Below are 14,785 nucleotides of genomic sequence, written 5' to 3' on the forward strand. Positions count from 1 at the left end.
GTTTTTATTGGCTGCTTTCTTCTGCCAGACTTTCGAATTGATCCAGTATTTCCGCAATATCTTCGTTTTCACGACGCTCTTCAATTAATGGTTGTACCCGTTCCCGGAACGGTTCTTTATCAATATCTTCATAGAATGTTACATTCATCTCTTCACGTGCCTGTTCCTTGCTTTCCACCATCAGCTCATCCCACGTCTCATCATGGGAATCGGAGGATTTTTCGGCAGCGTCCTGAATCATCTGTTTTTCCTCTTCGGATAGACTGTTCCATGTTTTCGCGCTCATAATCAGAAAGTCCGGGATCCGCGTATGCTCGTCATAGGAAAAGGCCTTGGCCACTTCCCCGTGGTTTGCGTCCGTCAGGGCAATGTGACTGCTTTCTGCACCGTCAATGACACCTTGCTGCAGACCGGAATACACTTCCGAAGCAGGAAGCGGAGTAGGAGAAGCCCCAAGCAGATCCATTGTCCGGATCGATGTGGAGTTGTTCATAACCCTTATTTTCAGACCTTCCAGATCATCCGGATGCTGAATCGGAGTATCCTGCGTATAGAAACTCCGCTTTCCTGCACGGTAATGAGTAATCCCGCGCAGCCCTGTCGACTCAAGGTCCTTATACATTTGATCCACCGTGTCTGAATGCATGACATTGTTGAAATGCTGCTTATCTTCAAAAATATATGGAAGACTGAATACCGAAAACTGTTCAGAAAAACTTTCCAGCTTTCCGCCGTTCACTTTTGCCATATCAATAACTCCGGTCTTGAGGAGTTCCAGAAGAACGGTCTCCCCTCCAAGCGTCGCCTGCCCGTATGTCTCGATCTTCATCGACCCATTCGAACTATTTTCTACATCCTCTGCAAACTCCTGCAGACTTCCATAAACAGGACTCGCCTGGCCGTGAATGTGGGCAAGCGTAAGTGTTCTCTCCTCGTCAGCATTGTTATCGCTTCCATTTCTGTCCGAACCAGAAGATTCCGTGGCGCTCGAACAACCTGCACCTGTCAGCATGACCAGAACGCATAAGAGAACGATTTTTCTCATGTTGATTCCTCCATCCATAGATTTTCACAAGACAAACATGAAATCCCTTACAAACAATCTTGTATGTATTTGTTTGTTTTTAATTGTATCCGTTTTTATTTGATTATTCTTATTACTATCAGAAGTGTTTTATCATTTTCGGAAATATATCTGTTTTTAAGTGGGAAGCATATCATTCTGAAAGAATTTCAAAAATAAGAAAAAGAAGCCGGACATAAGAAAAGCCCTTCCATCTTATCATAGATGGAAAGGCTTGTAGGAATTGTTACATACGAAGGGGGTGTTTTTGTATTCCGGGAGTGGCTGCGCCGGTCTGCACGGCTTTTTCAGCGACTGCCCGGGATACAGCTTTAACGACTCTAGAATCCAGCGGACTTGGGATGACATAATCCGGATGAAGTTCGTTGTCATCCAGAAGGTCTGCGATGGCATAGGCTGCTGCCAGTTTCATATCTTCATTAATGTCGGATGCCCTGACATCCAGCGCACCGCGGAAAATGCCGGGAAAAGCGAGAACATTATTAATCTGGTTGCAAAAATCCGAACGGCCGGTTCCTATCACTTTCGCCCCTGCTGCTTTCGCCTGTTCCGGCAGTATTTCCGGCACAGGGTTTGCCATGGCAAATAGGACAGGATCCCTGTTCATGGAATGCACCATGCCGGGCGTAATGCTTTCCGCTGCGGAAACACCAATCGCCACATCCGCGCCGGCAATGACTTCCCCGAGTTGTCCAGTTTGTTGATCCGGGTTAGTCTTCACCGCCAGTTCGTCCTTCCGGGCATTCATCCGTTCCTTCCGTCCTTCGTATATGGCTCCTTTGGAGTCGCAGAGTATAAGGTTTTCCACGCCGAGCGAAAGTAGTAATTTCGTCACCGCAATACCCGCTGATCCTGCGCCATTTATAACGACTTTACATTCTTCGATCTTCTTTCCTGCCAGTTTCATCGCATTGACCAAGCCGGCGAGAGTGACGATAGCCGTCCCATGTTGATCATCATGAAAAACGGGAATATTCAGTTCTTCCTTTAACGTCTCTTCAATAAGAAAGCAATCCGGAGCAGCGATATCTTCCAGGTTAATACCACCGAATCCAGGCTCCAGCGCCTTTACTGCTTCAATAAATTCATCAGGGTCCTGCTTATTAATGCACATCGGGAAAGCATCAATACCCGCAAACTCTTTAAACAGTACCGCTTTTCCTTCCATGACGGGCATCGACGCTTCCGCCCCGATATTCCCGAGACCAAGAACCGCAGACCCGTTGCTTGCCACCGCCACCAGGTTGCCTTTGCTCGTATAGTCATACATCGTGTCTCTGTCTTTACTGATCTCTTTACACGGCTCAGCTACACCGGGGGAATAGGCAAGTCCGAGGTCTTCTTTTGATTCAAGCTTCACTTTGGAATGAACGGCGATTTTGCCTTTTGCTTCGCGGTGCATCTCAAGCGCCTGTTCTCTTTTTGACACCATTATCTCTCCTCGTATATTAAAAGCTTATATTCGTTTCTTCAAAAGTCTTATTCATGCTTTGCTGATGGACGGCCACCGTTCCCATACCCTTCGCTTTCCACCGCAGGTCTTTAATATCGGAATTTTCTGAACTAAAATAGTCAGAAAAGCACCTGCCTCATTCGTGCAGGCTGCTTTCACATTTTTCTATCTATACTCTCCACTCCATCTCACACGCTCAGCAATGTTCCACAAATCGCTCTTTCATCTGTTTCAGTGTTTCATCACCTGGTTGATTCCAGATGGCGTCGTTAATGATTTCCACCTCGATGGGACCATGGTATCCGGCTGCTTCCACCGCCTGGCGCATTCTTCTCAGTTCAATGACACCGTCTCCCATCATGCCTCTTGCCTTAAAGATATCCGGCAGCGGCACAATCCAGTCGGACACGTGAAATCCGAGGATGCTTCCTTTTGCCCTCGCAATCTCGTTGTACAACTGCGGATCCCACCAGACATGAAAGACATCGACGACTACGCCGACATCATCAGACTGCAGTCTTTCACTGATATCATTCGCCTGGCCGAGCGTGGAAATGACCGACCGGTCCGCCGCATACATCGGATGCAGCGGTTCGATACCGAGTTTCACACCGTGCTGTTTTGCAAACGGGATCAGTTCTTTAATCCCTTCTTCCACCCATTTTCGTGCGTCGTCAATATCCCGATCCGGCGCCGGACCGCAGACAAGGACAAGGACATCTGTCCCGAGTTCAGCAGCCTCTTCTATGGCGCGTTTATTATCTTCAATCCGCTCTCTTCTCTCTTCCGGTGTCGGAGCCGGAAACATGCCGCCCCGGCAGACACTGGATACCTGAAGTCCGGCATCGTTTATCAGTTTCCGGCTTTGAGCAAGGCCGATTTCATGAATTTTGTGGCGCCAGACAGAGATCCATGGTACATCCTGGCGGAGGCACCCCTCTACTGCTTCTTCCAGACTCCAGTGTTCGGTCGTGATCTGGTTCAGGCTGATCCGATTCAGGGAAGGGGCATCACTCATGACGTCTGCACCCCCTGTTTCACACCGGCCTGCTCAAGCACCAGACTCATCCGCTGCACTGCCATTTCCGGTTCCAACAGCAGTCCGGCTTCATCCGCCATCACAAATAGATCGGAAAGATGAACAATGGACCGGGAACCTTCCGCCCCGCCAATCATGCGGAAATGTGATTGATGACCGTTCAGATAAGCCATAAACACCACCCCGGTTTTGTAGGCAAATGTCGGTTTCTGGAAAATATGACGGGCAAGTGGAACTGTTTTGTCGAGAATCTCATGGTAGCGTTCCATATTGCCTTCATCAAGTGCCCGAAGTCCTGCCGAGGCTGCCGGTGCAATCGCGTCAAAGATACCGAGAAGCGCATCGCTGTAGCCGTTTTCGTCACCTTTAATCAGTTCCGGGTAATTGAAATCGTCTCCGGTATACAGCTTTACGCTTTCAGGAAGTCTGTTCCTGATATCGATTTCCCGCTGCTTATCAAGGAGGGATATTTTAATACCGTCGACTTTATCAACATTGTCCTGTATGACTTTCAAACATACTTCAGTTGCTTTGTCGAGGTCTTCATATCCCCAGTATCCTTTCAGAGCAGGGTCGAACATATCGCCGAGCCAGTGCAGAATAACCGGATGCGACACCTTACCGAGAATCTTGCCATACACCCGTTCATAATCTTCGGGACTCGTGGCGCAGGCGGCAAGGGCGCGGCTCGCCATCAGGATAATCTGGCCGCCTTCTCCTTCCACAAATTCACACTGCTCTTCATACGCTTTCTCCACATCAGCAAGCGTCACATCAGGCGCAGGAAGCAGCTGGTCCGTTCCGGTTCCGCAGGCGATTCTGCCGCCGACAGAGCGCGCTTCGGGAATGGAACGGCGTATTAATTCTTTCGCGCTCTCCCAGCTCAGACCCATACCGCGCTGCGCAGTATCCATGGCTTCGGCAACCCCGAAACCAAGCGACCACAGATAATGACGGTATTCCATCGTTGCTTTCCAGTCAATATGCGCGTTATGCAGCGGGTCGGCATCCACCAGCGGATCACAGACTACGTGGGCTGCGGAAAAAGCCGTCCGCTTTTCAAACGGCTTTCCCTTTTCAACTTCAAAAGCCGTCCCCTGCACCGGGGTATACGTATATAATTCTCCGTCTGCTTTCGGCAGTGTTAATGATTGAACCATGATGATGCCACCTCTCTACAGTTTAATTTCCGGTACGTCCACCCATTTGCGTTCTTCCCAGGATTTCAGGCCGAGATCAGAGAGCTGTGTTCCTTTCGCACCTTCCAGCAGATCCCATGGAAACGGCTCATCAGCATGTACGTGCTTCAGGAACTGTTCCCACTGCACCTTAAAGCCGTTGTCAAAGATTTGATTATCCGGCACTTCCTGCCACTGGTCTTCAAAGTCAAATGGGTTTTCGATATCCGGATTCCATACCGGCTTCGGTGTATTGACTCTGTGCTGGGTTTTGCATTCACGGAGTCCTGCCACTGCGCTTCCTTCGGTGCCATCCACCTGAATAGTAAGCAGGTCATCGCGGTTGACGCGTACCGCCCAGGAAGAGTTCGCCTGCACAATGACACCGTTGTCGAGTTCAAACGTGCCGTATGCCGCATCATCGGCGGTAGCTTTATAACGTTCTCCATTTTCATCAATACGCTCCGGAATATGCGTTGCCCCAAGGCAGGTGAGGGATTTAACGTTCCCGAATAAGTTATCGATCACATATCTCCAGTGGGCGAACATGTCCACGATAATGCCGCCGCCTTCTTCTTTTTTGTAGTTCCAGGACGGACGCTGGCCTTCCTGCCAGTCTCCTTCAAATACCCAGTAGCCGAATTCCATCCGGACGGAAAGCATTTCACCGAAAAACCCTGCATCAATGAGACGCTTAAGTTTCATGAGCCCCGGCAGAAACAGTTTGTCCTGCACGACCCCGTTTTTCACACCGGCATCCTCGGCCAGGCGGGCGAGTTCCACGGATTCCTCGAGCGACGTCGCTGTCGGCTTCTCGCAGTAGATATGCTTGCCGGCCGCGATCGCTTTTTTGATTCCTTCGGCCCGCCGTACGGTAGTCTGTGAGTCAAAATAGATTTGATTGTAAGAATCGGCAAGCGCCGCTTCCAGATCCGTGCTCCAGCGTTCAATATTATGATTTTCAGCCAGTACCTGCAGTTTTTTCTCGTTCCGGCCGACAAGAACCGGGTCCGGCATGAGATACTCACCGTCTCCGAGTGCCACGCCTCCCTGCTCCCGTATTGCTTTAATGGAACGGATCAGATGTTGATTGGTCCCCATCCGTCCTGTTACGCCGTTCATGATAATGCCTATTTTCTGTACAGCCACCTTAGAATCCCCTCTCTTTTTGTTCAATGTACTCTTATCTTATAAAAACGCATACAGAATGTCTTATTATTTAGGGAAGCATGATCTCAAAATCGGAACAAAAAAACGGGAGACAGGGAAGTACTTAATCTTCCCTGTCTCCCGGTTCCATGTGGGAGGTGCGGTATTGATTCGGAGGCACCCCGACGTATTTTTTAAACACTCTGTAAAACGTCGAAACCGATTCAAAGCCAACCTCAAAACAGATGGAGGCAATATCATTATCGGTCTCCAGCAGCATGTCCTTGACCAGCTCCAGCCGGACTTCCGTCAAGTACTGCATCGGCGTTTTCTCATAATGTTCCTTGAAAATGCTGTGCACGTAGCGCGTGCTCATTCCCATTTTCTTAGAAAGATCTTCCGAACCTGTAATCTCATAATAATGGGTGTTAATATAATTGCGGAGCCATTCCACCCGCAGCATGTTTGTATCCGCGACCTGGTTCGAATGATAAGAGCGCTTCATGACAAATAAAAGCTCCGCCAGAAAAATCTTCATCGCAAGCATCCGCAGATTGTCCCCGTGCGACTGCTCATACAACATTTTGCGGAGCAGCTGCCGCAGTTCACTGCTGTCAAAGAGACTCATCTTCAACACACTGGAGCTCTCAAATACGAGCGGCAGCAGTTCGGTCCGGACTTCGTCACTTAAAAAGGATTCATTGAATTCCAGCACGAGCACGGTCATTTTCGAGGAGGAAAGGATGGAATGCTTCGTATACGGGGCAATCAGTACCACATTGTCTGATTCCAGCGCGTGATCCGTTTGATTCAGCGTGCATCGTCCGGTACCGTCCAAAACGTAAAGAATTTGATGCGTCGCATGATGATGGGTCTGAACAAGATCTTTTTCCTTGTGCTTGCTCTCATACAGTTTCATTTCCTGTACCTGCTGTTCTCCTGCCTGCTTCGACATAGTACGACCTCCACATACCTTCCTTCGTACAACCTCGGGGTTTCTTCTATTATACTACAGTTCGTGAAGGTTTGAATACAAACTGCCGGGTCTCACTGCCCCTGAAGCGGATCCGGCAGCTAAAAAAGGCTGCCAGCGGTTATTCACCTGCAGGCAGCCTGAGAGATACTTTATTCACCTTTCATGGATTCTACTTTATCCTGATGATTATCTATCCATTCCTGGGCGACATCTTTCGGATCTTCGTTACCTTCTTCAATATCTACAATCATCTGTTCTACCTCTCCGATGTCAATACTCCAGTTGCTCAGGAATTCATAGGCTTCAGGTGCCTTATCCTGAAAATCAGCATTCGTAATGACTTTTACTTCTGACGTTTCGAAGAAATTATCCGGATCCTCCAGCACTTTCAGGTCATAGTTATTAAACATCGGATGTGGTCTCCAGCCGTAAAAGACAACCGGTTCTTCCTGCTGCATTTTACGGGATGCCTGTGCCATCATTCCGCCTTCACTGGAAGCTACAACTTCCAGATCCAGGTTATAGTTTTCCACCATTTCCCGCGATGTTTCGGTAGCTTCCGCCCCTTCTTCGATGGCATACATTTCGTTTTCGAATTGGCCTTCATTGCCTTTTAAATCTTCCAGGGAGTTAATGTCTTCCATGTACGTCGGTACAACCCAGCCGACTTCCGCTTCCGGATAGCTGACTGCTGTTTCATCCAGGCTGTCCCCATACTCTTCCATATACGTGTTGTGCATCGGGAACCAGCCGTCCATAAACACATCGAGCTCACCACTGGATAATCCGGTAAATACGCCGCCGACATCGGCCTGTGTCTGCTCTACCTCATACCCCATGTCTTCCAGGATAATCGTTGCAATTTCAGTCGGAGGGACCGTGCTTGTCCATGGAGTAACTCCTATTTCAATAACCTCATCTTTTGACGTCTCATTATTTGCAGATTCTTCACTCTGGGAAGCTTCTCCTGAAGCCTCTGAGGTATTTTCTCCATTGTTTCCTTCTTCCGATTCGCCGCAGGCGGCAAACACCATCATGCTTGCTGCTGCTATGAAACTAAGTCCAAACTTTCTCATATTTGTTTCTCTCCTTTTCATAGATTTAGAGTTTATCTCCAATGCCCTGGGTGATTCGGTCGATAATAATGGCCAATACGACGATGCCGAGCCCGCCGGTTAATCCAAGGCCGACGTTCACATTGGAAATACCGGACAGAACCGTCGATCCCAAGCCGGGAGCGCCGATCATCGACGCAATAACCGCCATGGATAACGCCAGCATGATTGTCTGGTTTATCCCTGCCATAATCGTCTGGAGCGACATAGGCAGTTCTACTTTCAACAACATCTGCCAGGATGTCGACCCAAAAGCTTTCGACGCTTCAGCAATGTCTGTCGGTACCTGGCGGATACCGAGGTTAGTCATACGGACAGAGGGGGGCGTCGCGAAAATAAAGGTTGCAATAACGGCCGGTACCCCGCCAAGCCCAAACAGCAATATCGCTGGAATCAAATACACAAAACTCGGAAGGGTCTGCATAAAGTCAAGGACAGGCCTGGTGATTCGATTCATAAAGTCACTTTTAGCCGCGAGTATGCCAAGCGGCACACCGAACAACACAGACAGAAAAGTTGCAACAATGATAATAGCAACTGTCATCATCGCCTCCGGCCATAATTCAACGGCTCCCAGATAGAGACAGCCTATTAAAGTAAACATTGCAATGCCTTTGCCGGTCAGCCATAAAGCTAATGCTATTAGAACGACAGTAATAAGTAATGGCGGAAGCCAAATCAAGAAATCGGTCAACCCTTCTACAACCGTCTCAATGCCGTCGCTCAATTTTCCAAAAAAGCCTCCAACGGTTGGCAGCAGCCAATCATTCACAAATGTATTGGTCCATTCTTCCAATGGAAGATAGAAGTTCATGCTGTGGTCTCCTCCTCTTTACCAAGTACCAGCCCGGACAGAATAGACACTCTGGATACAATTCCTTCTAGTTTTCCTTCCTTTAATACGGTAATCGGATATTTGGTGTCCACTGCACTTGCTATCAAGTCTTGTATCGGTGTTTCCGGGGTGGTTGTATGAAAATTGGAAACAAGTACCGTCTTCATATCAACACCTCTTTTGTAGGCTTCAATGGCATCATCAATGGTCAGCAGCCCCTGCAGATGTCTTTCCCGGTCCACCACAAAGATACTGGACACCCCTTCATCTTCCATTTTTCTGACTGCCACACGGGGGCCGTCTTTTTCAGACGCCAGAACCGTTGGATGTTTCATAATGTGGGAGGCTGTAAGTACTTTGGACCGGTCTACATCTTCAACAAAACGGGATACATAATCGTTTGCAGGAGATTCCAGAATCTCTTCTGCTGTTCCAATCTGTACAATGGCACCATCTTTCATGATGGCAATCCGATCTCCAAGTTTTAACGCTTCGTCTAAATCATGTGTAATAAATACAACAGTTTTGTTCCATTTGCTTTGCAGTTGCAGCAGTTCATCCTGCATTTCCTGACGAATAAGCGGATCCAATGCACTGAATGCTTCATCCATCAACAAAATGTCTGTTTCATTGGCAAGCGCCCTTGCCAGTCCTACTCTTTGCTGCATACCGCCGCTCAGCTGATCCGGGTAGCTCTTTTCGTATCCTTTGAGCCCAACATCTTCAATCGCCTGTAATGCTTTTTCTTCCCGTTCTGACTTGTCCATCCCCTGAATCTCAAGACCATAGGCCACATTAGCGAGAACCGTGCGGAAAGGAAACAAGCCAAACCGCTGAAAAACCATCCCAAGCTTTTTTCGTCTGGTTTCTATCAACTGTTCGTTCGTTGCCTGTGTAATATCCTCATCATCAATCCAGACTTGACCGAACGTTGGATCAATCAATCGATTAAGGAGCCGGATCAGGGTGGATTTTCCGCTTCCGGACAGGCCCATGATGACAAATATTTCTCCTTCCTCCACCGAAAAGGAAGCCTGATTAACACCTACCGTCATCCCTGTTTCCTGCAGTATTTCATCTTTTGTTTCACCTTGGTTTAAGAGCTCCATCCCTTTCTTGGGAGAAGGGCCGAAAATCTTGGTTAGTTCCTGAACATCGATTTTACTCATGAACATTCTCCTTTGAATGCCTGGATATTATTTCTGCTTGATCCCCATACGGCGCCCGGCTTTTTCCGGCACAGACAGCTGTATGTGGGAAGCGGCGGTATCCTTGACCGCATCATCTACATGCTGCGGAAATGCATCCGGCCGGCCGGTTTTTGTATTCATGCCCATTAACATCTGCTCACTTACTGCAACCTGTTCTTCCCTGCTGTTTTTCATGACAAAGAAAACATGGAGACGTTTGGCGTCATGATCAAGGAGCTGAAAGGTCACGGTCAGGCTTTCTCCTTCCACCGCTTCCTTCAGGTAACAGAGATGTGTTTCCAGCGTAAATATTGTGTAGTAAGACGCCCGGCGCTCGGCTTCATCAAGTCCGACAGCTTCCATCAACGCTTCGACGGCCCGGCTGAATACAACAGCGTACGCTGCATCATTCATGTGGCCGTTATAATCCACCCATTCAGAGCGGACTTTCTCGTTTAATAACGGATTTTTGTCATCCATCGTGACTAGGCTCCTTTTTCCTGTTGTTCATAATCGTCTGTGGTTCCGGCCAGTATTCTTCCACCAGATCAAGCAGCTTCACCAGAAATTCGTTCCGCTGCTGTTCGAGTTCCGCTACCGTTTGGGGACCGGCTCCTTTTTCGCTTCCTTCAATGACCTGTTCTTTTAATTCTTCGGTCAATTCCGGAGCTTCAAGCTTGGTCCACGGCAGTTTCAGAGCCGGGCCAAATTGATGAAGCATGTGGCGCATACCCTGATCGCCTCCGGCCAGGTGGAATGTCATAAAGGGCCCCATCTGCGCCCAGCGCAGGCCGGCACCGTAAATAATGGCTGCATCGACTTCTTCGGTCGTTGCAATGCCGTCATTTACAATGTGCAGCGCTTCCCGCCATAGTGCTTCCATTAAACGGTCCGCCACATGGCCTTCCACCTCTTTTTCAATGACGAGGGGTTTCATGCCGGCCTGTTTATAGATATCTTCTGCTTTATCAATGGTCTGATGCAGGGTGGACGTACCTCCTACCAGCTCCACTAACGGGAGAAGATAGACAGGGTGAAAAGGGTGGGCTACCATGACCCGTTCCGGACGGCGGCAGTCCTGCTGCAGGGTGGAAGGGGTGATGCCGGATGTACTGGAGGCGATGACCGCGTCAGGGTGAGCGTACGCATCGATGTCGGAAAGTACCTTTCGTTTAATGTCTTCTCGTTCCGGTACATTTTCCTGAATCAAATCGGCCTTTGCGACCGCTTCCTGGACTGTATTTGTGAAAGTCAGCTTGTCCAGGGAAGCACCTTCAGCCAACCCGCGCTGTTCCATATAAGGCCAGGCCTGCCTCACTCCTCTGCGCATCCGCGCTTCGGCATCTTCCGCCATATCTGTAGCTATCACATCGTACCCCGCTGCCAGAAACCGCGCGATCCATCCAACCCCGATCACACCGGTTCCAACAATGGCTACAGACGGCTGCTGTTGATTGGTTTCTCTCATCATGTCACTCCTTCTATCCATAAACGTCCATTATCTTTTTTTCAGCTTCAGGGTTTCTCTGGCTTCCTGCGGGGACATCACTTCGCCGCCAAGACTTTGAATAATATCCACCGCTTTATCCGTCAATTGTTCATTGGTTGCCAGGACGCCTTTTTTCAAATACAGATTATCTTCCAGGCCGACGCGGGCACTGCCGCCCTGAAGGACAGATTCCGCTACAATCGGCATCTGTTTGGCTCCAATGCCGAATGCCGCCCAGTGGCTGTTTTCCGGGATCCGGCTTTTCATGTAAGCGATCGTTTCTGCATCGGCCGCGGCTCCCCACGGTATCCCGAGACAGAACTGAAACAGCATCTCATCTTCAACAAGTCCTTCCTGATGAAGCTGATTGGCCATCCGGATCTGTCCGGTATCGAAACATTCCAGCTCAGGCTTTACGCCGCTTTCCTTAATCAGGGAGGCATGTTCACGGAGCCAGCTTCCCGGGTTCAGGTATACCTGATCGCCGAAATTAATGCTGCCGCAATCGAGTGTACAGATTTCAGGAAGCAGGTCGGCAACCGGTTCATGACGTTCTGCAGGAGTCTGAATATCGGTTCCTTCTCCACCTTTTGAAGGGTCTTCCTCACTCGGCACCCAGTCCCCGCCGCCTCCGGCTGTTATGTTAATGATGACATCTGTATCAGCTTCCCTGATTCTGGTCACCGCTTCTTTAAAAAGCTCCGGATCATGGCTCAACATTCCCGTTTCAGAATCGCGTACGTGAAGATGGACAACGGTGGCTCCGGCTTTTGCCGCTTTAATGGAGGATTCTGCAATTTCTTTTGGAGTAACGGGAACGTCCGGGTTTTTCTTGGTGGTTTCCCCCGCCCCGGTGACGGCACAGGAAAGGATCGGTTTTTTATTCATTCCGGGAAGTTCCTCCTTTTTCATTAGGATTCTTCGGCACATGCTCAAATACTTCGCCGCTTTCAAAAAACTGAATCAATCGGTGAATCCAGTCGTAGTATTCCATCCATTCGTATATCTCATGAAGAAGTTCGTTTACCTGCTCTTCTTCTTCTTCCGTCAATTCCTCAGCAGCCAGCACATGCTCCAGTCTGTTTTTTAACCGTTGTTCAAACTGTCTGCTTTTATTAATGGCCTGCCGCCAGTTAGAGGTGAACAAGGAAATAAAAGTCTGGTAGTAATCCTGTTCCACCTGATAATAATCTTTTCTTCCTCCCAGCTGGAACGTCCGTTCTGCAATATCCAGGTCAATCATTTCACGAACAACCTGGCTCATTCTTGTCTTACTCATCCCGGTTTCTTCCGACAGCTCATCCAGGGTCATGGGAGCCCTGTTCATATAAATAATCCCCAGCACTCTTCCTACCGTCGTAGATGTGCCGAACGAACGCATGTTATCTGCAATTTTTTCGATGATCTGCGTCTGGGCCTGATCCACTTCATGACGTACCTTATCGTCCATGACTGCCTCCTCCTCACTGAGTATGTCTGCACTGTAGCACACAATAGTCTTATCACAAACATTCACTTACATTAGCATAATGAAGAAATAAGAAGATATAAATAGATATTTCTATATGAATTTTATAAACAAAAAATTTATATAAATTTTGTACATTTTATAAACGTATAGGTTTATAATTAACATTATTTGGATAATTGACATTATAAAAAACCACCATCCCATGATGGAGATGGTGGTTTTTTCCTATAACGACAGGACTTTCTCGATCAGAGGGTGATCTTCGGCGAGTCCTGTATAAGCAGCCAAAGCCTGTTTTTTTCCATGCTTCTGTATCTCCTGCTGCAGTTCCACAGCTTCCGGATCCTGTGCGGGATCAAATTCCAGGCAGGCGGCGATGGTTGCTGCAAGAGCTTCCGGAGTTTCCCTCCGGTCCATCAGCTCGAGTGCCGGCCGCACCAGTCTGTCATTAGGCCCCAGTTTCCGAATCGGACCTCGTCCCACTCGTTCCACGGAGTCCGAAATATGGGGATTGCGGAAACGGTCAATGATCTTGGAACGGTACGTTTCCATTTCTGTAGAAGAAAAACCATGCTTCTGCTCAAGCAGAGTGCTCGTTTCCTGCAGTACCTTGTCCAGGCTGTCCGCGACTGCCTGGTCTTCCGCCGCTTCCTTGATCGTAGAGAGACCAGCAGCGAACCCATGATAGGCAAGCGCGGCATGACCGGTGTTTACGGTGAACAGTTTCCGCTCCATGTAAGGGGTCAGGTCTTCCACAAAGGTAACGGCAGGAATATCCGGGCGCCCGCCTTTCAAAGCAGGCGTTTCCACCGCCCATTCAAAAAATGGCTCCACCGTGACAGTCAGCTCATTTTCCGGCGGCTGTTCCGGCACAATACGGTCTACCGCAGCATTGGCGAAACCTACAGCTTCCGTCAGCTGTTTTTGCTCTTCCTCGATGAGATGATCGGAAATATAGGATTTTAACTGGTCTGTCGCTCCCGTCATATTTTCGCATGCAATAATATTGAGCGGACCGGCCTCAGCATGCAGACGTTTTTTCAGACCGGCAGCCAAATCCGCTGCGATATGCTTTAAAACATTCGGGCCTACGGCGGTGGTGATAAGATCCGCCTCCGCTATCCGATTCAGCAGTTCTTCCTGTTCCTGTGCACTGTGAACCGCATCGACATTCACTACATCAATGACCTGCTTCTGCTCTCCCGCCAGCTCCACCTGATACGTCTGCTGTTCCTTCAGTTTCTGAATCAACACATCGTTTATATCGGCAAAACAGAGCTCATAGCCTGCTTCCGACAGCAGCTGGCCGATAAATCCCCTTCCGATATTACCGGCACCGATCTGGAGGGCTTTCATTTACTTCACCTCATCAAACTGAGCCAGAAGTGATGCTTTATCAGGTGCCTGAAGCATTTTCGTAATGTTTTCTTCTTCAGAACAGATCAAAGCGATTTTCTGGAGTATTTCGAGATGCTCGTTTTCTTTTCCGGCGATGCCGATCAGAACTTTAACTGTATTGCCGCCAAAATCGACACCATCCGGTACCTGCACGACAGAAAGGCCGGATTCTTTAATGTGTGTTTTGGCTTCTTCGGTGCCGTGCGGGATCGCGACATAATTCCCCATGTACGTGGACGTCAGCTCTTCCCGCTCCAGCATCGCTTCAATATATGCTTCTTCCACATAGCCCTGGTCCACCAATATCCTGCCGGTTTCACGAATGGCTTCCTCTTTATCTTGAAATGCGGCGTTCATTTTGATGTTTTCTTCCTGAAGAATAGGTTTTGCCATCATGCTCCACTCCTA

At 48.8% G+C, this 14,785-nt stretch carries 15 protein-coding genes; all 15 read right to left on the bottom strand.

What is annotated here, in order from left to right:
- Positions 1–4: 4 nt before the first annotated feature.
- The 15 genes from ACW9JV_RS16530 to ACW9JV_RS16600 all read right to left on the bottom strand — a co-directional run bounded on the left by ACW9JV_RS16530 (position 5) and on the right by ACW9JV_RS16600 (position 14,770).
- Complete coding sequence (locus ACW9JV_RS16530; RefSeq protein ID WP_457336440.1) at positions 5–1,045, bottom strand: TRAP transporter substrate-binding protein; 1,041 nt, start codon at positions 1,043–1,045, stop codon at positions 5–7.
- A gap of 265 nt (positions 1,046–1,310) precedes the next feature.
- The gene (locus tag ACW9JV_RS16535) at positions 1,311–2,513 is read right to left on the bottom strand and encodes an NAD(P)-dependent malic enzyme (RefSeq protein WP_457336442.1); all 1,203 of its coding nucleotides are present in this window, start codon (positions 2,511–2,513) and stop codon (positions 1,311–1,313) included.
- A 220-nt stretch (positions 2,514–2,733) separates the two neighbouring features.
- The gene (locus ACW9JV_RS16540) at positions 2,734–3,555 is read right to left on the bottom strand and encodes a sugar phosphate isomerase/epimerase family protein (RefSeq protein ID WP_457336444.1); all 822 of its coding nucleotides are present in this window, start codon (positions 3,553–3,555) and stop codon (positions 2,734–2,736) included.
- On the bottom strand, positions 3,552–4,736 hold the full coding sequence (locus ACW9JV_RS16545) for a dihydrodipicolinate synthase family protein (protein WP_457336446.1): 1,185 nt from the start codon (positions 4,734–4,736) through the stop codon (positions 3,552–3,554). Before ACW9JV_RS16545 ends, ACW9JV_RS16540 begins: the two co-directional genes overlap by 4 nt.
- 15 nt (positions 4,737–4,751) lie before the next feature.
- Positions 4,752–5,903, bottom strand: coding sequence for a Gfo/Idh/MocA family protein (locus ACW9JV_RS16550; protein ID WP_457336448.1), 1,152 nt, complete (start codon positions 5,901–5,903; stop codon positions 4,752–4,754).
- A gap of 124 nt (positions 5,904–6,027) precedes the next feature.
- Entirely contained in the window at positions 6,028–6,858 is an 831-nt protein-coding gene (locus tag ACW9JV_RS16555; RefSeq protein WP_457336451.1) for an AraC family transcriptional regulator, read from the bottom strand.
- A 170-nt stretch (positions 6,859–7,028) separates the two neighbouring features.
- Complete coding sequence (locus tag ACW9JV_RS16560; protein WP_457336453.1) at positions 7,029–7,955, bottom strand: glycine betaine ABC transporter substrate-binding protein; 927 nt, start codon at positions 7,953–7,955, stop codon at positions 7,029–7,031.
- 25 nt (positions 7,956–7,980) lie between these two features.
- A complete protein-coding gene (locus tag ACW9JV_RS16565) occupies positions 7,981–8,808 on the bottom strand; it encodes an ABC transporter permease (protein WP_457336455.1) in 828 nt (275 codons plus the stop codon).
- The gene (locus ACW9JV_RS16570; RefSeq protein ID WP_457336458.1) at positions 8,805–9,998 is read right to left on the bottom strand and encodes a quaternary amine ABC transporter ATP-binding protein; all 1,194 of its coding nucleotides are present in this window, start codon (positions 9,996–9,998) and stop codon (positions 8,805–8,807) included. The genes ACW9JV_RS16565 and ACW9JV_RS16570 overlap by 4 nt, the downstream gene beginning before the upstream one ends.
- A 27-nt stretch (positions 9,999–10,025) precedes the next feature.
- Positions 10,026–10,499 carry a thioesterase family protein gene (locus ACW9JV_RS16575; protein WP_457336460.1) on the bottom strand — a complete coding sequence of 158 codons (474 nt, stop codon included), beginning with the start codon at positions 10,497–10,499 and terminating at the stop codon, positions 10,026–10,028.
- Complete coding sequence (locus ACW9JV_RS16580) at positions 10,492–11,487, bottom strand: 3-hydroxyacyl-CoA dehydrogenase NAD-binding domain-containing protein (protein WP_457337233.1); 996 nt, start codon at positions 11,485–11,487, stop codon at positions 10,492–10,494. The genes ACW9JV_RS16575 and ACW9JV_RS16580 overlap by 8 nt, the downstream gene beginning before the upstream one ends.
- Positions 11,488–11,517: 30 nt before the next feature.
- Positions 11,518–12,396 carry a 3-keto-5-aminohexanoate cleavage protein gene (locus ACW9JV_RS16585; protein ID WP_457336462.1) on the bottom strand — a complete coding sequence of 293 codons (879 nt, stop codon included), beginning with the start codon at positions 12,394–12,396 and terminating at the stop codon, positions 11,518–11,520.
- Entirely contained in the window at positions 12,389–12,958 is a 570-nt protein-coding gene (locus tag ACW9JV_RS16590) for a GbsR/MarR family transcriptional regulator (RefSeq protein WP_457336464.1), read from the bottom strand. Before ACW9JV_RS16590 ends, ACW9JV_RS16585 begins: the two co-directional genes overlap by 8 nt.
- Positions 12,959–13,204: 246 nt before the next feature.
- Positions 13,205–14,335, bottom strand: a complete 1,131-nt coding sequence (locus ACW9JV_RS16595; RefSeq protein WP_457336466.1) for a mannitol-1-phosphate 5-dehydrogenase — start codon at positions 14,333–14,335, stop codon at positions 13,205–13,207.
- Positions 14,336–14,770 carry a PTS sugar transporter subunit IIA gene (locus ACW9JV_RS16600; protein WP_457336468.1) on the bottom strand — a complete coding sequence of 145 codons (435 nt, stop codon included), beginning with the start codon at positions 14,768–14,770 and terminating at the stop codon, positions 14,336–14,338. It lies immediately after the preceding gene.
- Positions 14,771–14,785 lie beyond the last annotated feature (15 nt).

It is taken from the genome of Salibacterium sp. K-3 (assembly GCF_054052005.1).